Raw genomic sequence first — 21,953 nt, 5'->3', positions numbered from 1 at the left:
GCCGGTGTGTTCTATCTACACGGACTCGCCATTAGCCACACGTGCTTCTCTGCGCTGATTTTGAAGGCCATTGGGATATCGAGTTTAGCGGCTGGATGTGTGTTAGTCGGAGAGGTGTAAATTAGTTTGAGAGCTTTGAACGGTCTCGACAAAAAGGTAATTTGCCAAAAGAAGGTTGCGAATGCCCACAATCTAAGTCATCGCATGGGAAGAAAAATAAATGTATTGCAAGAATGGTTAGATAATGGCAAAAAGATTTCGTCCGAATTTTTACTAAGGCCGGCTATTAGCCGCGGAGTGTTTTATCGGGTGTACACAACGCTAAAATTGTATTTCGGTGAAGAGTACTTTGTAATTTCTGAGCGAGAGGATAAGTCCATTGATAAACACTTTTGGATCGTAGATCTGTTGGCAAATAAAAATAGCTTTGAATGCATTGCTGCTTTGGACAAAATTGCTAAGCTAACGGACTACCTGCACACACTTCCCCGCCACGTAGTTAAAGAATTTGAGCATTTAAGAGGAGGCTACAACGATCCTAAGAGAGTACATGCAGAGAACCTTCGAAATTTTTTTTATGAAATTTACATAATAAGGCTTCTCGAGCAAAAACGAATTCCAGTTGAAAAAAAGCCTGAAGGTAATGGGAAGCCACTCGATGGTGTTTGCTATCTGGCTGGCAAAAAATTCATAATTGAATGTACCAAACCTGCGATTCCAAAACGAATAGAATTTGATGTCCTTAAAAGAGTTGCGACCGACTTCATATTGTTAATTGAGAAAGCCGTTAAACTTCCCCCCATTATAGTTGTCATTGACTTTAAGGGAAGAATTACACCTGCGTACAGATCACATTTTTCGACTTATCTCATTCACTTGCGCAAGCACCTCAACACCGCTCAAACAAGTGAATCAATGAATTTCGAAGTTGACAGTGAGTACGGCTTGGTGAGAACCGAGCACTTTAGTGATGAACTATTAGACCAGCTAAAAAATGAAGGTCACGATATTATTTTTTATTCAAATGGCTTGGTGGGTCAATCAGTTCCTAATAGCGGAATCAATTTCAAGTTTCCAATAGAGGAACATGAAATCCTTAAACATCTCGAGGCCGTTCTAAAACAAAAAAAGATACAACATATTGATTCAGAAGACAGTGAGAAAATAATTTTTATCGACAGCGAGTCACTTCCAGAGTTTAATTTTGGTTTGTTTCACCAGCCGAGCATGTTGAATCTCGATGAAGTGATGCGACTTTATGAAAAACTTCGAATGGACTGCTTGGTTTGCATAACTATTAGAACCTATTGGTCAGGAGAATTGGTTGTCGCTACCCATCTCATTGCTACCGAACGGCTTAAAAGAGAGACCAAATGGCTGGTAGATAAGCTCAGTGGGACCGCTCATTTTGCTGATATAACCTATTTATCTCTCTAATGAACCTTTTGTCCTTTTTACAGCCTCTATGATCAGTAAAATCTACTCTTGTCTGAGGCCTTCAACGATTTTGGAAAGTTCGAAGTGATCGAGGATACCCTCAGGTAACAGGAAGCGGACTAGGGGGGCTCAAGACCAAAACTTGTGGAGCAACTTGGATTAAGCATATAATTGAGTAAGGCGATACAGGAAGAACTCAACGTTTCTTACCCCTCTGAACTGTGCTCTGAACGCTTTGATTTTCGCGTTGAAGGATTCGGCAGATGCGTTAGTGCTGCGGTTATCAAAGTAATTAACGATTGTCTTATAGTGGTTTTCAATCGAGCGGGCTACGGTATTGAATGACTTGAAGCCAGATTGCCGGACCTTTTCATGCCATTTGGCTAATCTGGTCAACCCATATATTTTTTCCGTTGTAGTCGTGAAGATGTTACTGAGCCCTATCGTTAGCTCGTACGCTTTTTTCAAATCGGGGAAGCGTTCAAAAAGAAGCAGGGCGCGTTCTTTTTGGCTGTCTGTCCAGGTATTGGGCTTTTTGTATAGCGCGTACCTGCTTCGAGCCAGTAGCTGTTTAATGGTGTCGCCATTAGATAATATCTCTGGATGATATTCATTCTGAGACATTTTAGCCTGCTCAATAGCATCGCTTTCCTGATCCAGGACTTCCCAGCGATGTTTGATCCGGATATCTTGGAGGGCATCAACTGCGAGTCTTTGAACATGGAAACGGTCAGTCACTCGCACCGCCCGTGGAAAGCATCGCTTGGCAATCAAGGACATACTGCCCGCCATGTCCAGGGTGATTTCTGACACTTTCTTCCGCAGTGGTTCCGGGATTTTGCGAAGTACTTCAATCACTGCTTCTGCCTTAGTTCCAGCCACTATTGCTACAATGCTGCCACGGCCACCTTTGGCAGATTTATTGGTAAGGATTGTATACAATTCGCCGTGCGAAAGACTGGTTTCGTCGATCGATAGATGAGATCCTAGGTTTTCGGGATACAAGAGCCATTTTTTTGCATGACCTCTTTGCTTCCAATCTTTAAATCCACTCTGAAAATCACGATACTGCCGTAGCAAAGCCCTACCATCAACGCCATAGAAACGACCAATGCTCCAAATATCATTAGCCCTCGTATCCACCAATTTCTTTTAAAAAATCCGCGAATTCAATAGTCATTCGCGTGCCTTCTGCTACTTCTGTCCAGTCTCTATGGACAACTTTGCCAGTCTTGGTATTGAGCCACCTACGACGTTTAATATGAAGGAATACCTTGTGGCCCCGAATTGGGAAATCCTGCAGGGTAATGGTGGGGAAATAACCTTTGGAGAGCAAGTCTGCCTTTATTGGATCAGCTTCTGGATAATTTTTCTCTTCCAAATAGACGTGATAACGTTCCTCTGACTTCTCTACATGGGTCAGTAAGTAATTCTCAATTATAAAATCCGGTAAGATTAACTCGATAAGCGGCAGGAAACTCTCCAAAACAAACTGGTTTGATTAAAAACACAAACCTAGATAAATCCTATCCGCTCCACAAGTTTTTGATTTGATCCACTAGGGGCTAAATGCGACTCTTGCAATGCATTCAATATTGATTCGTTGCAAAACAACTACTTTTTTATCGCCCCCAAGTTTTCGGACTGAATTTTTGGGGCTGATCCCTGATCTGCAACTATTGCAACTTTTATTGCAACTAAAGGAAAAAGCACCTAGCAAATTAATGCTAAGTGCTTCATTTTCAGGCTCCCGAAGTTGGGCTCGAACCAACGACCCTCTGATTAACAGTCAGATGCTCTAACCGGCTGAGCTATTCAGGAGTGTAAATCCGGTTGTTTATTCGAATTATGGTGCAAATGTAAGCGTTGAGGATATATAGCGCAAGTATTAACTTTAAAAAAATGTCAGGCCTGCACCTTTTGCAAGATTAACTCCTTGACTTTCTTGGCATCTCCCTTCGTAAAATTAGTAATAATAATTTCAGGACGCATTCTCGGAATCACCCGGATCGTCGAGAAAAACATCCCGCTATCTACTTCAACTCCCGAAATGTCGGAATAAAACACAAAATTATCGGTACTTCTGAAAAGCTTGCTGACTTTGAAGGTTACGCCTTTCTCTCCAAAAGTAACTCTATCGGGGAAAAGTGGATTCATGAGGCCACTGGCGCTGAATTGTTCGTTCATATGAGTAGGTTAAATTGATTTATAAAGGTACGTAGACGACTTTTTTGGTGTAAAAGAATTCTTCGCTAAAATAATCTGAAAGCTCGTAAATGCGGTTCTTTTGTTTTAGCTCCGCGAGTTCCTCGGTAAGGTCGCCTCCTTTTAAGTATAAAATTCCGTTCCTGAGCTCATGAAAGGAATTGCGGCTGATGTTCTTTTTGACCCAACCCACAAATGGCGTAATACGGGTTACAGCCCGGCTCACCACAAATTCGTAAGAATCATCCAGCTTTTCGGCCCGGATCTGCTCGGCTTTTATATTCGTCAGCTTCAACGCATCGGCGATTTCCTGTACGACCCTGATCTTTTTACCGATACTGTCTACGAGGTGAAACTGCGCCTCAGGAAACATAATTGCGAGCGGAATACCCGGAAAACCGCCGCCGGTACCAACGTCCAGTATGCTAGTGCCGGGCTTAAACCCCTGTACTTTTGCGATACCCAGCGAATGCAGAATGTGTCTTTCATATAAGGTATCGATATCCTGCCGTGAAATCACGTTGACGCGTGCATTCCAGTACTGATACAATTCTTCCATTTCTCCGAACCTGGCTTTCTGATCATCCGTAAGTTCGGGGAAGTATTTATTGATTAATTCCATGTCCGGCGTGGCCTTCTTTTAATTAAAGTTACAAATCCGAAAACGGTATAGTAAGCAAATAATGCGAAATCCATCAGCAAAAAGCTAAACCACTCGACCGTTTTGTCCAGCTTCAGATTGATTATGGTCAGCAGAAACCATTGGATTACCCACCTTGCCCCAACAATAATGCCAAGGTATTGCAAATAAAGAAAGTCCTGCCTGATCAGCCCGTAAGCGAGCGCCGTCAGTCCCAAAAACCAGATCGCGATGTGGCTGCCTGAAAGCAGGCCAAGCAATACCTTATTCCGCGTCTTGTAATAGGTACTCACCGAAATATGCCGCTGTTTTTGCCGATACCAGTCTTTCCAGGTCGTTTTTGGGATAGAGTAAACAAACGAATCTTCTTCGATCGAGACAGTGGTATTGGAGCTGGTGGAAACTTCATTCAGGAAAATATCGTCGTCTCCGCCAAATACATTCTTGTGTTTGTAAAAACCTTTATTGGCAAAGAAAACCGAACGCTTATATAATATGTTGCGGCCGACTCCCATGTACGTCATGCCGGCCATCGCAAAAGAAAGATATTGTACTGCTGTGTAAAAGGTTTCGCAGCGGATAAACCAGTTGAGTAGCCCGGCGCTTCTGGTGTAAGGGGAGAATCCGAGCACAATATCTTTATCCTCCGTAACCCGCGAAGTCATTGCGGTGATCCAGTGGGGGGAAGACGGGCGGCAATCGGCATCGGTCATCAATGCGATCGGGTATTTCGCCTGTTTCATTCCGACGGTCAAAGCGTACTTTTTCGGTGTAACATGATCAAACTGATCGTTGATCCGTATATATCTGATATGCCGCCATTGAAAAATATTGCTGCGGATGTAATCTTCACTTCCGTCGTCGGACCTGTCATCGAGCAGGATTACTTCAAATTCAGGGTAATCCTGTGCATCAAGCAGGGGGAGTAAGTCTTTCAGGTTTTCTATCTCATTCCACGCACATACCAGTACAGTTACTCCGGGTCTCGAGTTACCATAATTCGCGCCTTTTCCGTAAAATGCAAGCCTGGTAAAAAAGAAGAGGTAATAGAATAATTGTACAGAAACGAACGCCGCTAGCGCAAAGAGTAAAGAATCGGCCACAATAGAAGAGAGATGTAAAATTTTATCATATTGTTACAAATATACAGTCATTGTCAGGATTCTTCGAGACCTTCAATCTATTTTTGCAGGTCAGAAATTCAAAATTAAATGAAGTTTACATTAGAGGCGAAAGACCCGGGGTCGAAAGCGAGAGCAGGTTATATTGAAACGGATCACGGGATGATCGAAACCCCGATATTCATGCCCGTCGGCACAGCTGGAACTGTAAAGGCTGTGCATCAGCGGGAGCTGCATGACGATGTTAAGGCGCAGATCATTTTAGGAAACACATATCATTTGTATTTGCGCCCGGGACTGGATATCATCAGCAGGGCAGGGGGGCTGCATGCATTTAATGGCTGGGACAAACCAATCCTCACTGACAGCGGCGGATATCAGGTTTATTCGCTCGCAGGTACCGGCAGAAAAATCAATGAAGCAGGTGTGGTATTTAAGTCACACATTGACGGTGGCGTACACACATTCACGCCGGAAAATGTGATGGATATTCAGCGTACGATCGGTGCCGATATCGTAATGGCGTTCGATGAATGCACGCCGTATCCATGTGAATTCTCCTACGCGCGCCAATCCATGGAAATGACCCATCGCTGGCTGAAACGTTGTTGCGAGAGATTTGATAGTACTGTCCCGCTTTATGGACATAATCAGACCCTGTTCCCGATTGTGCAAGGCAGTGTTTATAAGGATCTCAGAAAACAATCTGCCGAGTTTATCGCTTCGTGCCAAAGGGAAGGAAATGCGATCGGAGGTCTGTCTGTGGGTGAGCCAGCCGAGATTATGTACGAGTTGACAGAGGTGGTTTGCGATATTTTGCCAGCAGATAAACCCCGGTACCTGATGGGTGTCGGCACGCCGGCCAACATCCTGGAATGTATCGCGCTCGGTGTAGATATGTTCGACTGTGTTATGCCCACTCGTAATGCCCGCAATGGCATGATTTTTACTACGGAAGGTGTGGTCAACATTCGCAATGAAAAGTGGAAGGACGATTTTTCGCCTATTGACGCCGGATTAGGTGGGTATGTAAGCACGTTTCACTCAAAAGCCTATTTGCGCCACTTGGTAAAGTCGGACGAAATGCTTGGCGCGCAGATCGCAAGTGTTCATAATCTTACATTTTATCTGTGGCTGGTGCGGAGTGCAAGGGAGAGGATCAAGGAAGGGAATTTTGTTTCCTGGAAGAAGGAAATAGAAAAAAAAATAAATCAACGTCTTTGAAAGTTCGGGAAACGGCGTTTCTTTCGGGAAAAATTTAGATCGAAATTCCTGAAACTTTTTCCAATTCTGGTGAACTTCGGTTGATTAAGTGATATTGTTAACCTATTTTTGTGCGCACTAGGCATTTGGTTAACGTACAATTGGCCATGAATTGAATAAATAATTTACCTATAATTGACTAAAGATCAATCCTAGTTAATCTTAATAACGCTAACTTGAATAGTATGAAAAAAGTATCCCAGTTGATTTGTTCGTTTGCCTTGGGGGCAATGATGGCGCTGCCTTCATTGGCGCAACCGCTAGAGCAACCGAATTCTCCGGATTACAATCCCAAAGCAACCTATGATGGTCCCTACAAGCTGAACACCTGGTCAATTTCAGCGCATTTCGGCCCATCCATGTTCTTCGGTGATTTGAGAGAGTACGATTTCTGGCCTGTTACCAAAACATCAGCTGACAGCCACAAAGAATCCGGAACAATTCAAGGAGGCCTCACTTTAAACAAACAGCTTTCATACTGGTTCGGCTCACGTCTGGATGTATCGCTCGGTAACCTGAGAGGTATGAAACGCCGTAATTATAACCGTTATTTTGAGGGCAATTATTTTGATGTTTCTGTTGCCGGAACGGTGAATTTGAAAGGTCTTTTGATGGGACCTAATAAAATGAAGCGCTGGAAAGTAGATGCATATGTTGGAGTGGGACAAGTATTTTACAATTCCGACGCATATGACCTTACTGGCGGTGTTAAGTTGCGCGAAACCGGCAGCATGAATGACTGGATCGTTCCGACCGGATTGAACGTAAACTACGAAGTAACAAAAAGAATCGATATCGGACTTGACTTCCGTTTGACTCATACGAATTCTGATTTCCTGGATGCTACTTATGGTGGTGACTATGACAGGACTGAGAATCTGAATCTTATTAAAGATCATAGAACTTCCCGCAAAGGAAATTCTGAATTGGATAGCTACGGATACGGTGCTGTACAGGTAACTTACAAATTGGGTAAAAATCCATTGAAAGTTGCGAAAGTGGATGGCAAATGGGATTACAAACCTGAGGAAGGCGGATACTACCACCTGCGTTACACAGATCCTAAGGCGCTTATTAAGCCTCCAAAAATCCTTACGCTTGAAGAGATGGACTCTGTTGCAAAAGCAAATCGTCCAAAAGATATCGACCCAAGATTGTTGCTTGATACAGATGGTGACGGTGTTTCTGACTTCTTCGATAAAGAGCCAAATTCACCAGCAGGAAGTATTGTTGACGGTGGTGGCCGCGTTCTTGACTTCGACGCTTATGTTAAAAATGCACTTAAAAACGGTGCAGCTTGCGCAGAGATCTTTGCTAACGTGATGTTTGATACTGATAAAAACACGATCAAGCCTGAGGCTCAGGAAATGCTTAAAAATGTGGCGAAACTAATGAACCTGAACGGTTGCCGCCTGCAATTGGCTGGTCACACAGACCGTCGTGCATCTGACCGTTACAACATTGCACTTTCACGCCGCCGCGTTGATGCAGTTAAAAACTACCTGATCAACGAAGCAGGATTAACTGACCCGAGCAAAGTGATCGTTGATTACTTCGGATCATTCAAACCAATCGCTGACAGTGCTAGACGTGAAGGTCTTCAGAAAAACCGTCGTGTAGAACTTAAACTTCTTCCATAATATTTAGTGGAAAAAAGATAAAAACAGAACAAGGTCTCCGTTTGGGGACCTTTTCTGTTTTATAAAAGAGTTAGAAAAATTCAATACTCACATTATCATTCTAAACACTTAATGAAACAATACGATTATCTGATAGTTGGTGCGGGTTTATGGGGTTCAGTTTTTGCTCATGAAGCGACTAAGCGCGGAAAGAAATGTCTGGTAATAGATCGCAGATCACATACCGGCGGAAACGTTTATTGCGAAAATGTAGAAGGAATCAATGTCCACAAATATGGTGCACACATTTTTCATACAAACGATAAGGACGTCTGGGATTATGTAAATTCTTTTGTCGAATTCAACAGGTACACCAATTCCCCAATTGCTAATTTCAACGGAGAGCTCTATAATCTTCCGTTCAATATGAACACCTTCTATCAGCTTTGGAAGGTACGCACGCCCGCAGAGGCCAAAGAGAAGATCAGGCAACAAGTTGAAGCCGCTGGTATTAAAGACCCTCAAAATCTGGAAGAACAGGCAATATCACTGGTCGGTACGGACATCTATGAAAAGTTGATCAAGGCGTATACAGAAAAACAGTGGGGACGTAAAGCAACAGAGCTGCCTGCGTTTATTATCAAGCGATTACCAGTTCGGTTTACATTTGATAATAACTATTTCAACGACCGCTACCAGGGAATTCCGATCGGAGGTTACAACAAGCTGACGGAGGGACTTCTGCAAGGCGTGGAAGTGAGACTTGGGGTTGACTTTTTTAAGGAGCGCGAGGCGCTGACTGCACTTGCAGGAACGGTCGTTTATACCGGTCCAATAGATGAATACTTCGATTTCCGTTTTGGCCAGCTTGAGTACAGGAGTCTTCGTTTTGAGAACCAACTGCTGGATCAGGAGAATTATCAAGGTAATGCAGTAGTAAATTATACCGACGGTGAGACGCCATTTACGCGAATTATTGAACATAAACACTTTGAATTCGGTACACAGCCCAAAACTGTGATCACTCATGAGTATCCTCAGGAATGGGTAAAAGGAGCTGAACCCTACTATCCAGTCAACGATGATAAGAATACTTCGGTCTTTAATCAATATAAGACGCTGGCTTCGCAGGAGGAGAAAGTAATCTTTGGAGGCCGCTTGGCAGAATATCGTTACTATGATATGCATCAGGTTGTGGCTTCGGCATTGAAAAAAGTCAAAGTCCATTTCGCTGAATAAAAGCTGTTAAAACGATGTAATCCCCGGTTCTACAAGGTCCGGGGATTTTTTTTTGAAAAATTTTCAAAAAAATTTCGGCTACCGCGTTACGTAATTTACAAACCGCCGTCTAAATCATACTAATCTAACCAAGTATGTATGGCGGATGAAAATTTGGCGCTCGTCACCAGTTTAAGGCCTGACGGCAATAGTGTCTTTGATAGTGAATTTTTGAAAGAAATCTTTCAACGCTGGCCCCTTTTTCTGTTTTGTTTACTGGCCAGCCTTCTTGTTGCTGCTGTTTTTCTGAGGTATGCGACACCTCAATATCTGGTGGAGTCTTCATTGCTGATCAGGGACGATTCAAGAGGGGCGAATTTTGAGGATGCAGCCGCATTGGAAAATTTGGGTCTGTCGTCTGTAAGTAGCAGTATTGATAATGAAATCGAAATTCTGCGAAGCCGAAGTCTGGTGGAAAGTATTGTAGATGCACTTGCGCTCAATATCAGCTATTTCGCCGCAGGTAGTGTGAAAACTACGGAGCTTTATGGCAAGTCGCCCTTTACAATCGACTTTCTCGCCAAAGAACAACTGAGAAGCAAACCTGGTGTATATCAAGTATCGCTGTTGCAGGGAAATTCATTCCGGATTGATAACGGGAAGAAGACAATTGTCGGGGAATTCAATGACACCATGACACTGGATCATGGAAGGGCGATTATATCCAGGACCGGTCATATTTTTTCCCCTGACGACAATTATTCCGTGATTATTTCGGATAGGGAACAGGTTATAAAGGCGTTAAGCGCAAATTTGTCCATATCGGTCGCTAATAAATTCGCCAGTCTGATTGAACTCTCGATCAGGGAAACCATCCCGGAGAAGGGTGAGGCAATTCTGGCAGCGTTGATAGGTCAGTATATCAGCAACAATATCAGCGATAAAAACCGCGTCGCGGATAATACGCTGGCTTTCATCAATGAAAACCTCTCTCATATATCTGCGGAGCTGGGTGCGGTTGAAAGCAACATAGCAGAATTTCGTAAAGCAAACCAACTCCTCAATATAGAGGAGGAAAGTCGGCAATTGATACATCAAGCTGGCGTTGCTGGAAATCAATTCAAGGAATATTCGATCCGGTTAAAGATCGTTGATGCTATCGTCAGATATATAATCGAAAACCCGGCGCGCAGCATTCCCAGCTCTTTGATACAGCAGGAAGCAAATTTTGCTGAGCTGGGCAGGAAGTACAATGATTTGCTCCTGACACGGACCAGGAACTTAATTTCGGTCAACAAGGCACATCCGGCTATCTTGGCTATTGATGATCAAATTGCTGCGTTACGATCAGATCTTTTGTCGGCGTTAAAAAACCAGCAGACTGAATTAAAAATAAGTCTGGATGCATTTCGTCAAAACGGGGAGGAATATGAGCGTGACATTTCCAGAATACCTTCCAGGCAAAGAGTTTATCTTGATTATACCAGGCAACAGCAAATTAAGCAGGAACTGTATCTCTTTTTGCTGAAAAAACAAATGGAGACATCTATTTCCAGGTCGGCAACGGTCGGAAATACAAAGATTATCGATCCTCCGAAAGCAGATTCGAATCCTGTTACTCCCAACAGACGGCTCGTATTCCTCATATCGGCCTGTATTGGTCTCGGTATTCCAGCAGCAAGCCTGCATTTTTCCAGAATTTTAGGAGACAGGATTGCCAATAAAAAAATCCTCATTCAGTATTGCAAAGCACCTTTGATCGCCGACATAAGTTATCAGAGGAAGACCCGTTCGCAATTTTTACAACCAGATAGTAAAAGTCTACTTTCTGAGCAATTCAGGACACTCAGGGTCAATATGCTTTTTGCATCGGGCCCGGGAAGTTGCCAAACGATCATGATTACCTCAGGGGTTGCCGGCGAAGGGAAGTCCTTCGTTGCCGCCAACCTTGCGCAATCCTTTTCGATAAACAATAAAAAGGTGCTGCTTATTGAGTTGGATCTTCGTAAACCTTCACTAGCAGGGTACCTGGAATTAGATCCGGCCGGTTTTACGGAATATATGTTCGGAAAGGCAGATGCAATGTCTGTAATTCAAAACGCAGGATCCAAAGAAGGCTTTGATGTAATTACCTCCGGTTTTCCTCCCCCTAACCCCGCTGAGCTGCTATCAACCACCAGATTTGAAAGGTTAATGGCGATGATGAAAGAGAAGTATGACCATATCATCATCGACACGCCGCCGGTCGGACTTGTATCAGATGCGCACATGCTCAGGCCATTCGTCAATTTCACATTGTATGTTTTCAGGCAAGGCCTTAGCGGCAGGCAGCAAATAGAGGACCTGAACAAGCTGTTCACAGAAAATCGTTTAGCAAGTCCTCACTTGATTTACAATGGTTACAGGCAGGCTACTCGCCACTATCAATATTATGAAGGCGATGACAAGAGCCGTTTATCAAAATGGATACAAAATTTTAAACTAACGAAATGCTAATGGAGAACATTTACATGATTTGTGAGGTCGGTCAGGCGCATGAAGGAAGCATCACACTAGCCCATGCATACATCGATGCAGTTGCCAAATCGGGTATCAATGCAATCAAATTTCAAGTGCATCTGGCTGATGCAGAAAGTGGTCCCTACGATAGTTTCAGGCAAGTATTCCCGTTTGCCGACACCACAAGAATGGCATATTGGAAAAGAATGGAGTTTACCAAGGCGCAATGGGCTGAGCTGAGGCAGCATTGTGAATACTACGGTCTCGACTTTATCGCGAGTCCGTTTTCAGTAGCTGCCGTAAATCTTCTGCATGAAATAGGAGTGACCACATTCAAAATAGGCTCGGGAGAAACAGAAAATTTTCTAATGCTCGACAGGATAGGGGCGATTGCGAAGGAAATTATCCTTTCCACCGGAATGAGTACATTCTGTGAGCTCGACGCAACTATTTCATACTTAAAAAAATACCAGTGCGCGCTTTGCATTATGCAATGTACAACTGCCTACCCAACCGATCCGGAACAATGGGGATTGAATGTTATTCAGGAACTGAGACAGAGGTACGGTTTGCCGACTGGTTTCTCTGATCATTCGGGCGCGATTTTCGCCTGTCTGGCGGCCGCGACGCTGGGAGCCAGACTGCTGGAATTTCATGTGACTTTCGACAAAAGAATGCTTGGTCCCGACGCTTCCTCCTCCCTCACGGTGGATGAAATATTCAGGTTGGTAGAAGGAGTGCGCGCAATTGAATATGCATTGAAAAACCCGGTGGATAAAGCAGACAATTCATCGTTTCGAATCCTAAAAGCCCAGTTCGGAAAGTCTCTGGCTATCAACAAAAGCATGAAAAAAGGACAGTTTATAAGCCTTGCAGACCTCGAATCAAAAAAGCCCGCCGGATTGGGAATTCCGCCGGGGAGTTACCAACAGATCCTTGGGAAAGTATTGACCCGGGACACGCAGCAATGGGATTTTATAACCGAAAACCATTTTTGAAATGCGAAAAGTCTGCGTTGTAATTACCGCCAGGGCTACTTATGGCCGGGCTAAAACTTTATTGAGTGCGATCCAGCAACATCCTGACCTTACTTTGCAGCTGGTAGCAGCCGGCAGCGCTTTGTTGGAAAGATACGGTCACGTAGTAACTCAGATTGAAAATGACGGTTTTTTTATAGATGCGCGGATCTCCAACTCATCTATAACGGACGACGCAACCTCTGCTGCTGTTACGACTGCCTCAGGAATCAGCGAACTTGCGCGCATATTCGAAAGGATCAGGCCGGATGTGGTCGTCACTGTTGCTGATAGATTTGAAACGATGTCGACCGCCGTGGCAGCAGCTTATATGAACATACCGTTGGCCCACGTCCAGGGAGGAGAAGTGACTGGCAATATTGATGAGAAAGTTCGGCATGCAATCAGTAAAATGGCTGATGTTCATTTCGTTGCGACATCAGAGGCCCGTAAACGGTTGATCCGAATGGGCGAAGTGCCGGAGACAGTATTTTACACGGGTTGTCCGTCGCTGGATATTGTCATGGAAGTCCTCAAAAATCCTGAACTGGATTTTGATCCATATAAACTGTATGGCGGAATTGGTAGCCAACCGAATTTGACCGATCCCTTTCTTACTGTTCTACAGCATCCCGTCACAACGGAGCCTGATCTTTCAGAAGAGCAGCTTAACAGTACATTAAGTGCCATTATTTCCCTTCAACTTCCTGCGCTGTGGTTTTTACCCAATGCCGATCGCGGTACCGCCGGAACATTCAATAGGATTAGCACTTTTTATGCACAGAACACACTTTTGCCATTTCACTTTTTCAATAACATGCGTCCCGAACATTTTCTTAAAATCCTCAAAAACTGCGCTTGTTTCATAGGAAATTCTAGCTGTGGGATTCGTGAGGGGGCAACGCTGGGTGTGCCTGCGGTCAATATCGGTACCAGACAAAAAGGGAGGGAGCGAGGACAGAATGTACTGGATGCCGAGCACAGAAGCGACTCCATATTTGAAGCTGCGCAAAGGCAGATATCACGTGCGCATTTTCCACCCGACTTCATTTATGGAAAGGGGAATGCAGGGCAGCAAATCGCAAATCTGCTTGCTATTATACCATTAAGTATCGAGAAAAAGATCACTTATTAATGAAAGCGCAACCTAGGATTTTAGGCATTATTCCTGCACGGGAAGGCTCAAAGGGGATTTACAATAAAAATATGAAATTGCTGGGCGGCAAACCCCTCATTTATTATACGATTGAATCCGCTCTCAGATCAAAACTGCTCACTACGTGCATTGTTTCAAGTGATTGTCTGCGGATTCTTGAATATTCGCGGCAGTTCCCGACTATAGAGGTACCATTTGTCAGGCCGAAGAACCTTGCGTCAGATTTTGCGACGTCAATCGAAGTTGTCAGTCACGCGGTCAATCATTATTTGGAAAGGAGTATCAAGTTTGATTATGTCGTGTTACTACAACCGACGTCTCCATTTCGCAGTCGGGATCTGATTGATAAATCTATTCATTTGATGCTCGAATCGGGCGCGGATAGCCTCGTTACGGTTCAGAAAATACCTGACAAATTTCATCCCAACTGGGCTTTTTTCCTAGGGCAGGAGGGGTTGCAGAAAGCTATCTATAACACCGAAAGGATTATCCCACGTCGCCAGGATTTGGCTGACAGCTACTACCGGGATGGTAAAATATACATTGCTAAAACGACCCTGATCATGGAAGGCAAACTGCTAGGCGGAAAAATTGCCAGCCTTGTGGCCGAAGGTGAGCCGGACATCAATATTGATTCCTATGCCGATTGGGAAATGGCGCAAAAACAGATTTATAAATGGAAGCAATGCCAAAACGAAAGCTATTGGTTTTGATCACTAATCATTTTGCGGTGATCAATTTGATACACACAGGGTTTTTGGCAAAGATTGCTAAACAATTTTCGGTGTCAATAATTTCTGACGTCATAGGAGCAGCGGAAGTGAAACTGATCAATGAACACTTCAATTGCTCGCTGAAGTTGCTGACTGTACCTGTTCCGGCAGAGACCAGATTACTTCGCGTCCTGCGACTTATTCAAAAAGCGCTGTTTTTCCTGTTATTCGACACATGCACGCGCAGGGTCAAGTTGTTGCAATTGCATCCAGCAGCAAGATTTTTGATATATTTTTTAGAAAGAATACCCTTAACGTTGCGCCTGTTCAAAATAATGCTGGCAAAGATCTGGACTTGTATCATTTCAATCTCCTCCCGCAAGTTTAGGATTGATGCGCGCGATTTGTCTTGTTTTGATGCGATTCTATCTTCATCTCCTCTGGATATCCGGGAAAATACCATTATAAATTCAATTGTGCGGCACAACGCGATACCGACAATGGGGATTGTAATAAGTTGGGATAATCTGACATCAAAAGGTTTGATCAACTCGAATTTTGATCGCCTTATGGTTTGGAATCAGCAAATGGCCGGGGAGTTTGAAAAGCTCTACTCCTGTTGCGGGGCAAAGCCCAAAATTCATATTACCGGTGTCCCAAGATTTGATACATATTTCGAAAAGCGGCCCGCAACTCCTTCGATAAGGCAAAAGATAGTTCTGTTCGCTAGCAGTGCACCGAAACATTTCCCCGGGCAGTGCCAGATCGTGGACGATTTAGTGGAATACATTGGTTCAAACGATGATGTTTTATTGCTTGTAAGGTGTCATCCGGCAGATAATCCATCGATTTACGATCAGTATAAGGCCGCGAAGAATATTGTAATCTGGCCGCCAGCTACTCCTGGCTTTTGGAAGGGCACTTCGGATTTTCCGCCGCTCGATTTTCTGAAAGTGCTCTCGGAAATGATGTATAGTTGTGATGTCTGCGTGCAAGTAGCTTCTACCATGCGCCTTGATGCAGCTGCGTGCAACAAGCCCGTTATCAGTATTGCTTATGACGGAAAGTATAAAGTGCCTTACAAACGATCCGTGAGACGTTTGTATTGCTATTCGCATCAGATACCGCTTAATTTCCTTCGCCTGGATTACCCTGTTTTCAGTAAAGAAGAATTGTTTTGCTTTCTGGATAAAGTACTTGCGGAAAACTATTCAGCTCCTGATCAAAGACCTGCATTGCGAAAATTGGTTCATTACACTGAACCAAGGTCGGTCGATTCGATGGTTCAATATATGCAGGAATGGCTGGGTTAGTTGTCGAGATTCTACTGAAAGGGCTGCTTTCCATTGGCCTTACGATGGCTTTACTGATCGCGTTTCCTTCGTTTTTGACGTTAGGTGAGTCGGATTTTCAGACAATCGGGGTACTTTCCTTTTACGTTTACTGCTGTATCGCATTGTTTACATTCTCCACTGATAAGCTATTCCATATCATCTCAATACCTATTCTCACCCAGTTTCTGCATTTATTTCAAAAGTATTCATTTTCGGCAGGCGCGAACTCTTTATGGCGGTTAATGCCGTTCGTTATTCTTTGTATATACTTTTTCGACTTTTTCATCCGGAAAAAGATAGCACTCGCAGACAATGAAAAGTTGTTTTTACTTGTGTGGACAATATTTAGCTTTTTTTACCTCATCATTTCACCTAACGTGGGACAAATCGTGCTTGGGGCCACCCTCCTCGGCCTGATCGTTCTTCCCTGTTACTTTGTATATCTGAGGTATGCAACCACGGCAAGCAACTTTTGTAGTGCGCTTGAAAAATACCTGTGCCTGAGTTATCTGATACTGGGATTTGGGACTTTCGGGTTAGTAATTACAGGTGCTGCGTACAAAGGATCTGACAATTTGCTGGCTACAAGAAATATCTCTGATACCAATATAACAATGGCCTATTTCGTGCTTTTGTGGCCGTTTGCACTCCTGTACATTACCCGCCTGCGATGGATGACTTTTGTAATGTTGACAGGAGTACTGGCGATTTTCATTGCTGTCGTCGGCTTATCCTTTTCCCGGGGCGCAGTGTTCATCATAGCTCCTTATCTGCTGATTTCGCTCTGGCTGATTTCGACGCGAAGTCTTTGCTTTCTTATCGCCTTACTGACCGTGGTTTTACTGCTTTTTATGGCCCGTATAGAAAATTTTCTCGACACACAGGATCTGACTTATTTCTGGAAACTGAGATTTGGCGGGATGTCAGCCAGGCCTGCATTTGGAAAACTTCTCGAAACAAGCGGGCGAAACGAAATACAGGCAATAGCATATCAATTGTTTCTGGAAAGTCCGTTGATTGGACACGGTACCGGAAGCTTTGAAAAATTGGGTCCCGGCTATCGCGAGGCACATTCACTCTGGTACACGCTTTTGACCGAGAACGGTTTACTAGGTGCCATTTTAGTCTACTTACTTCTTTTCAAATGCGGCTGGACTACCTGGAAAGCGCAGGTCTGCGGGAAAAAATACGGGGTACTATACGCTGCAGTACTAGTCTATCTGATTTTTAATCACACAGTCGGAAGCGTATTCATCATCATCCCTTCGAAAAGTGTAACCATCAATTGTATAGCACCGATCCTGTTGATGTGCCAGTACTTCTACGCAAAACGAATAGCCTTATTTGATGAAACCAGCTAAAATACTGATCATTGGCCGAATGCCTCCCCCAATAGGAGGAATCACCACACACGTAAGCCGCCTTGTTGAAAACCTTAAGCAGAAAGGTTTCGAAGGTTTCTATTTTGCAGATTTAAATAGAGGCTTTCTGAGTATTCTGCCAAAGTTGGTAAGACATCATGCTATTCATTTGCACTTGTCTAGTCCATACTGGCAATTGTGTATTGCGCTTATGTGTAAGATTTTCTCTAAAAGGCTGGTTATCACCTACCATGGAAACTGGGGCCGGTACAACCGGGCAGGGAACGTCGCGGTAATCCTTTCGTGCAGACTGGCTTACATCCCTATCGTTCAAAACGAAGATAGCTTTAAAAAGGCATTTCGCTGGAATAAAAATGCTAAACTGATCTCCGCTTATCTCAGTTCCAGATACATCATGCCGCTGGATACGGAGCATATGCTGCGGCTTCTGAATTTCCGGAAAAGGTACCATATCGTCGTTTGTACGAATGCCTGGAATGTGACATTTGATAAACATCATCAGGAGATTTACGGAATTTCCGCACTGATAGCATGGATAGCTTCTCAAAAAAATTACGGGCTGGCTATCTCAGATCCCTCCGGAAATTACGCCCGATATATCGAACAGGCACATTTTCCGCTTCCGGCTAACGTACTATTCCTGTCAACACCCCACGATTTCAGGAATGTGCTCAAAGTTTCAGATGCATTCATCAGGAACACAACTACTGACGCGATATCCATATCAATTTGCGAGGCGCTGGAATTAAATGTGCCGGTCCTGGCATCAGACTCGGTCAGTCGACCAGACAATTGTCTCGTTTTCAGCGAGTTGAGTAAAGTTGATCTGGAGACTGAGATAGCCGCGGGAAAGGAGTTGCTGCGAGAAAACCCAAAGGGACAATGTACGCAAGCGACTATTGAAGAGCTTTTAACCGTATATAGTGTGGTTTTGCCCCAAAATAGAAGGAAGTGCTCTAAAAAAACAAAGGCATAGAAAAATTTCCATGCCCTGTTTCACACTATACACACACTATATTTTTAATATCTGAATGCTCTATTTAATGGTAAGGTATTTGATTCCAATACCGCAAAATAACAAATTAAAGTAATTAGAAAAAAACTTTCGTTTGTGAATTTCTAAATTCTAATAAAGAAAATAATGGACAAATCTGTAAAACAATTCGACGAAATCCACCAGGGCTTCAAATTTACGGAAATATTCTGTAATAATTGCTCAAAGGTTTGCCTCTCATTACATTCGTACAAGGATAAAATCAACAAGTTCTCCTGAAAGCGATGATTTTCTGAAAATCAGCACGTCTGTCAAATTTTTGCATTGTCTTTTTTGTTGATGTAGGCATGGTGTGCTGCCGTCGCATAATGTGTGCAAACCACTTCATTCAATCAAAATACACAAATGAGGATTAATCCTGAAACCATTGATCGCATCAAGCAGGCTACCGATATAGTCGAGGTGGTGGGGGACTTTGTGTCTCTGAAGAAAAAAGGGGCCAACTATTCGGCATGCTGCCCTTTTCACAATGAAAAGACACCGTCGTTCAATGTAAACCCGGTTAGGCAGATCTATAAATGCTTTGGCTGCGGTGCGGCGGGTGATTCAATCAAGTTCGTGATGGACGTTGATAATGTTGGTTATGGTGAGGCTCTGCGCTACCTGGCCGGCAAATACAATATCGAGATTGAAGAGGAGGAAATAACCGATGAGGAGGCGCTCCGGCAAAACGAACGGGAAAGCCTTTATATCGTCCTCAACTTTGCCAAAAATTTCTACCAGAACCAGCTTCAAAATTCAGATGAAGGCCAATCCATCGGACTGAGCTACTTCCGCGAAAGAGGATTTACCAATGAGATCAGGCAAAAGTTTGAACTCGGGTACAGTCTGGATACCTGGGATGCGTTCTCGAAAGAAGCGCTGGAAAAAGGTTACTCAGCCGAATTACTGGAAAAAGCAGGTTTGCTTATTCCGAGGGAGGGCAGCAGCAGCGGTGGATACGACAGGTTCAGAGGGCGGGTTATTTTTCCAATTCACCATGTAGGAGGAAAGGTAATTGCTTTCGGGGCCCGTATTTTGAAATCTGACGGAGGTTCAAAAGCCAATCAGCCCAAATATCTGAACTCGCCCGAAACGGCAGTATATCATAAAAGTGACGTACTGTATGGTATTTTTCAGGCAAAAAATGCAATTCGTCAACTGGATCATTGCTATCTGGTAGAAGGGTATACAGATGTGATTTCTCTTCATCAGGCCGGTATTGAGAACGTCGTGGCATCTTCGGGAACTTCCCTGACGATTGAGCAAATACGCCTTATAGGTCGTTTCACACCAAATGTGACGATTCTTTACGATGGAGATATTGCCGGGATCAAGGCTGCTTTGCGGGGGTTGGATTTAGTATTAGAAGAAGGTCTGAATGTCAATATCGTACTATTTCCTGACGGGGACGATCCCGATAGTTATGTTCGGAAAGTTGGTGCTGAAGCTTTTAAGCAGTATTTGAAAAAAGCTTCCAAAGACTTCATCACCTTCAAAACCGAAGTATTGTTACAGGATGCGGGGAACGATCCGTTCCGGCTGGCGGCAGTAATCAGCGAGGTGGTGAGCAGCATTGTCAAGATTCCTGATGCGATAAAAAGACAGGTGTTCTTCCGACGTACATCCGAGATGATGAACGTGGATGAACAAATGCTGATCACGGAAGGTAATAAGCTGGCCAGGAAGCTGTCAACTCAGAAAAAGCCCGACAGGACTTCGTTTCAACCGGATCATGTGCCCGAAGGTCCCGGTGATATCGGTTCTCTGCCTGGGAACTTTACCTTTTCTGAGGAGGATGTTAACCCTTTCGAGCCCGAGCCGGTTACCTACGAACCTCCGCAGAAAAGTAAGCTGTATTATCAGGAAGAAGCATTTACACGCTTGCTGGTACTGTTCGGTACCAAAGAATTGGAACCAACCATCACAGTGTGCCAGTATGTACTTGGAGAGATCGATGGTATTGATTTCAAAGACCCCGTTTTTCAGCACTTGCTGACGCTTTTTCGCGAAAATCTAAGTCGTAACCATGTTTTACCGACCGAATATTTCCTGAATCATCACGAATCTGAGATCAGGACATTGACAATTGGCTGGCTGACGAGCAAATATGAGCTGAGCGAGTTATGGTCGGAAAAGTACGAGATTTATGTACCCTTCGAAGCCGATGTGCTTGACAAAACGGCCTTTGTTAATATTCTCAGGCTGAAAAAAGCATTTATAGAAGAAAAAATGAAGGTATGCCTTAACCAGGCTGTGCACGCAACTTCTGAGCAGGAACAGAATAGTATTATGGGGGAATTTATGTTTTACAAAGGAATCAGTATGGCGGCTGCCAAAGAGTTGGGGAGCGTTATCGGATAATTTTAATATAGCTGATCATGAAAAGTTGCATTTATGCGATTCTGGGACTTGCATTTATCTATCTATCGGGTTGCGGTACTTCCTATAAATTATTAAAAACGAAGCAGGAGGACGGTTTCAGGCTTTCTGATTATCCGACATTCGGATTTTATGAGATTGAGGCTTCCGGTGATACGATCTCGAAGAATTTTGAAACAAATGTCAGCATAATCAAAGATGCAGTGGCGCGGAACCTGCAGGCAAAGGGGCTTGATGAGGCGAGGGACGCGAATCTGAAAGTTAATATCGCCCTTTCTGTCGAAGAAAAAGAGCAGACGCGTCAAACCGACTTTCGTACCGAGGGCTTGCCGAGGTATATGGGCCAGCGCCGCTATTCCTGGAAGAGCGAAGAGGTAGTTGTCGGGAAATATCGTGAAGGGACTTTAATGATCGACCTGGTCGATGCTGCGAATAACAAAATGGTTTGGCAGGGCGGGGCTTCTGGTATTATCCCTGCCAAAAGCGGAAATTTCGAAGACGTTGTTAACCAGGCGGTCTCAGAAATCATTGGTAAGATCCCGAAATGAAAAAAGGCCGCTTCGCGAAGAAACGACCCTGTAAATATTTCGAGTAAGGAGTTTTAAAGATTCGTGTTGACAGCGCCACGAACTTTATCGTTCACATTGTCAGCAACAGCTCCTGCTTTGTCTTTTACAGTGTTCACGTTTTTCAGAAAGCCTTCTTTTAGCCTATCAGCCAGAACAGATAATTCTTCCAGGCTTTTTTCATATTTGTCTTTCGCATTCCCGCCAAGATCATTCGCTCTGCTCTTGATCAGTTTACGGGTATCTTTTCCATTTTTAGGAGCAACCAGAAGGCCGATTGCAATGCCGGTAAGGAGTGCACCGAGAGAGCCTATCAAAAATTTTTGATTCTTGTTCATATGAATTTCCTATTTTGTGATAATAATATAA

General features: G+C 43.8%; 19 protein-coding genes and 1 tRNA gene. 13 read left to right on the top strand and 7 right to left on the bottom strand.

Features of this window, described 5'->3' with window-relative positions:
• Positions 1–204: 204 nt before the first annotated feature.
• Positions 205–1,437: a hypothetical protein gene (locus FXO21_RS07645; protein ID WP_149639535.1), complete on the top strand. Its 1,233-nt coding sequence runs from the start codon at positions 205–207 to the stop codon at positions 1,435–1,437.
• Between the two features lie 159 nt (positions 1,438–1,596).
• Here FXO21_RS07645 and FXO21_RS07640 read toward each other — a convergent pair whose 3' ends face one another.
• The 6 genes from FXO21_RS07640 to FXO21_RS07615 form a co-directional block, all read right to left on the bottom strand.
• Positions 1,597–2,580 (bottom strand): ISAon1 family transposase, encoded by a 984-nt coding sequence (locus tag FXO21_RS07640; RefSeq protein ID WP_225865555.1) that lies wholly within the window; start codon positions 2,578–2,580, stop codon positions 1,597–1,599.
• Complete coding sequence (locus tag FXO21_RS07635; protein WP_149638820.1) at positions 2,564–2,923, bottom strand: ISAon1 family transposase N-terminal region protein; 360 nt, start codon at positions 2,921–2,923, stop codon at positions 2,564–2,566. Before FXO21_RS07635 ends, FXO21_RS07640 begins: the two co-directional genes overlap by 17 nt.
• A 261-nt stretch (positions 2,924–3,184) precedes the next feature.
• A tRNA-Asn gene (locus tag FXO21_RS07630) sits at positions 3,185–3,258 on the bottom strand.
• Between the two features lie 84 nt (positions 3,259–3,342).
• Entirely contained in the window at positions 3,343–3,624 is a 282-nt protein-coding gene (locus FXO21_RS07625) for a hypothetical protein (RefSeq protein WP_149639534.1), read from the bottom strand.
• Between the two features lie 19 nt (positions 3,625–3,643).
• Positions 3,644–4,264 carry a 16S rRNA (guanine(527)-N(7))-methyltransferase RsmG gene (gene rsmG, locus FXO21_RS07620; protein WP_149639533.1) on the bottom strand — a complete coding sequence of 207 codons (621 nt, stop codon included), beginning with the start codon at positions 4,262–4,264 and terminating at the stop codon, positions 3,644–3,646.
• Positions 4,255–5,385 (bottom strand): glycosyltransferase, encoded by a 1,131-nt coding sequence (locus tag FXO21_RS07615; protein WP_149639532.1) that lies wholly within the window; start codon positions 5,383–5,385, stop codon positions 4,255–4,257. The genes rsmG and FXO21_RS07615 overlap by 10 nt, the downstream gene beginning before the upstream one ends.
• A 108-nt stretch (positions 5,386–5,493) precedes the next feature.
• Between FXO21_RS07615 and tgt the strand changes: the two genes are divergently transcribed.
• From tgt to FXO21_RS07555, 12 genes are all read left to right on the top strand, one after another.
• On the top strand, positions 5,494–6,627 hold the full coding sequence (gene tgt / locus FXO21_RS07610) for a tRNA guanosine(34) transglycosylase Tgt (RefSeq protein WP_149639531.1): 1,134 nt from the start codon (positions 5,494–5,496) through the stop codon (positions 6,625–6,627).
• Positions 6,628–6,851: 224 nt separating this feature from the next.
• Positions 6,852–8,306, top strand: coding sequence for an OmpA family protein (locus tag FXO21_RS07605; protein ID WP_149639530.1), 1,455 nt, complete (start codon positions 6,852–6,854; stop codon positions 8,304–8,306).
• A gap of 111 nt (positions 8,307–8,417) precedes the next feature.
• A complete protein-coding gene (glf, locus tag FXO21_RS07600) occupies positions 8,418–9,524 on the top strand; it encodes a UDP-galactopyranose mutase (RefSeq protein WP_149639529.1) in 1,107 nt (368 codons plus the stop codon).
• 138 nt (positions 9,525–9,662) lie between these two features.
• Positions 9,663–11,999, top strand: a complete 2,337-nt coding sequence (locus FXO21_RS07595; protein ID WP_149639528.1) for a GumC family protein — start codon at positions 9,663–9,665, stop codon at positions 11,997–11,999.
• Positions 11,999–13,000: an N-acetylneuraminate synthase family protein gene (locus tag FXO21_RS07590; protein WP_149639527.1), complete on the top strand. Its 1,002-nt coding sequence runs from the start codon at positions 11,999–12,001 to the stop codon at positions 12,998–13,000. The genes FXO21_RS07595 and FXO21_RS07590 overlap by 1 nt, the downstream gene beginning before the upstream one ends.
• Position 13,001: 1 nt before the next feature.
• Positions 13,002–14,153 (top strand): UDP-N-acetylglucosamine 2-epimerase, encoded by a 1,152-nt coding sequence (gene neuC, locus FXO21_RS07585; protein ID WP_149639526.1) that lies wholly within the window; start codon positions 13,002–13,004, stop codon positions 14,151–14,153.
• The gene (locus tag FXO21_RS07580; RefSeq protein ID WP_149639525.1) at positions 14,153–14,887 is read left to right on the top strand and encodes an acylneuraminate cytidylyltransferase family protein; all 735 of its coding nucleotides are present in this window, start codon (positions 14,153–14,155) and stop codon (positions 14,885–14,887) included. Before neuC ends, FXO21_RS07580 begins: the two co-directional genes overlap by 1 nt.
• Before the next feature lie 569 nt (positions 14,888–15,456).
• Entirely contained in the window at positions 15,457–16,200 is a 744-nt protein-coding gene (locus tag FXO21_RS07575) for a glycosyltransferase family protein (RefSeq protein WP_149639524.1), read from the top strand.
• On the top strand, positions 16,188–17,582 hold the full coding sequence (locus FXO21_RS07570; protein WP_149639523.1) for an O-antigen ligase family protein: 1,395 nt from the start codon (positions 16,188–16,190) through the stop codon (positions 17,580–17,582). The genes FXO21_RS07575 and FXO21_RS07570 overlap by 13 nt, the downstream gene beginning before the upstream one ends.
• A 211-nt stretch (positions 17,583–17,793) precedes the next feature.
• Entirely contained in the window at positions 17,794–18,579 is a 786-nt protein-coding gene (locus FXO21_RS07565) for a glycosyltransferase family protein (protein ID WP_149639522.1), read from the top strand.
• A gap of 423 nt (positions 18,580–19,002) precedes the next feature.
• Positions 19,003–21,000 (top strand): DNA primase, encoded by a 1,998-nt coding sequence (gene dnaG / locus FXO21_RS07560; RefSeq protein ID WP_149639521.1) that lies wholly within the window; start codon positions 19,003–19,005, stop codon positions 20,998–21,000.
• A 17-nt stretch (positions 21,001–21,017) separates the two neighbouring features.
• Positions 21,018–21,566, top strand: a complete 549-nt coding sequence (locus FXO21_RS07555; RefSeq protein ID WP_149639520.1) for a DUF4136 domain-containing protein — start codon at positions 21,018–21,020, stop codon at positions 21,564–21,566.
• Between the two features lie 53 nt (positions 21,567–21,619).
• Here the strand turns inward: FXO21_RS07555 and FXO21_RS07550 are convergent, their stop codons facing one another.
• Positions 21,620–21,922 carry a YtxH domain-containing protein gene (locus tag FXO21_RS07550; RefSeq protein WP_149639519.1) on the bottom strand — a complete coding sequence of 101 codons (303 nt, stop codon included), beginning with the start codon at positions 21,920–21,922 and terminating at the stop codon, positions 21,620–21,622.
• Positions 21,923–21,953: the final 31 nt, after the last annotated feature.

The organism is Dyadobacter sp. UC 10 (genome assembly GCF_008369915.1).
Lineage (GTDB): Bacteria > Bacteroidota > Bacteroidia > Cytophagales > Spirosomataceae > Dyadobacter.
Note: the sequence above shows the minus strand (reverse complement) of the source record. Positions and strands in the feature narration are given on the sequence as shown.

Excerpts from the sequence above, each read along its gene's own strand:
- FXO21_RS07645 (WP_149639535.1), top strand. The coding sequence starts at position 205 with ATGGGAAGAAAAATAAATGTATTGCAAGAATGGTTAGATAATGGCAAA.
- FXO21_RS07625 (WP_149639534.1), bottom strand. The coding sequence starts at position 3,624 with ATGAACGAACAATTCAGCGCCAGTGGCCTCATGAATCCACTTTTCCCC.
- rsmG (WP_149639533.1), bottom strand. The coding sequence starts at position 4,264 with ATGGAATTAATCAATAAATACTTCCCCGAACTTACGGATGATCAGAAA.
- tgt (WP_149639531.1), top strand. The coding sequence starts at position 5,494 with ATGAAGTTTACATTAGAGGCGAAAGACCCGGGGTCGAAAGCGAGAGCA.
- FXO21_RS07605 (WP_149639530.1), top strand. The coding sequence starts at position 6,852 with ATGAAAAAAGTATCCCAGTTGATTTGTTCGTTTGCCTTGGGGGCAATG.
- glf (WP_149639529.1), top strand. The coding sequence starts at position 8,418 with ATGAAACAATACGATTATCTGATAGTTGGTGCGGGTTTATGGGGTTCA.
- FXO21_RS07595 (WP_149639528.1), top strand. The coding sequence starts at position 9,663 with ATGGCGGATGAAAATTTGGCGCTCGTCACCAGTTTAAGGCCTGACGGC.
- FXO21_RS07590 (WP_149639527.1), top strand. The coding sequence starts at position 11,999 with ATGGAGAACATTTACATGATTTGTGAGGTCGGTCAGGCGCATGAAGGA.
- neuC (WP_149639526.1), top strand. The coding sequence starts at position 13,002 with ATGCGAAAAGTCTGCGTTGTAATTACCGCCAGGGCTACTTATGGCCGG.
- FXO21_RS07580 (WP_149639525.1), top strand. The coding sequence starts at position 14,153 with ATGAAAGCGCAACCTAGGATTTTAGGCATTATTCCTGCACGGGAAGGC.
- FXO21_RS07575 (WP_149639524.1), top strand. The coding sequence starts at position 15,457 with ATGGTTTGGAATCAGCAAATGGCCGGGGAGTTTGAAAAGCTCTACTCC.
- FXO21_RS07570 (WP_149639523.1), top strand. The coding sequence starts at position 16,188 with ATGGCTGGGTTAGTTGTCGAGATTCTACTGAAAGGGCTGCTTTCCATT.
- FXO21_RS07565 (WP_149639522.1), top strand. The coding sequence starts at position 17,794 with ATGTGTAAGATTTTCTCTAAAAGGCTGGTTATCACCTACCATGGAAAC.
- dnaG (WP_149639521.1), top strand. The coding sequence starts at position 19,003 with ATGAGGATTAATCCTGAAACCATTGATCGCATCAAGCAGGCTACCGAT.
- FXO21_RS07555 (WP_149639520.1), top strand. The coding sequence starts at position 21,018 with ATGAAAAGTTGCATTTATGCGATTCTGGGACTTGCATTTATCTATCTA.
- FXO21_RS07550 (WP_149639519.1), bottom strand. The coding sequence starts at position 21,922 with ATGAACAAGAATCAAAAATTTTTGATAGGCTCTCTCGGTGCACTCCTT.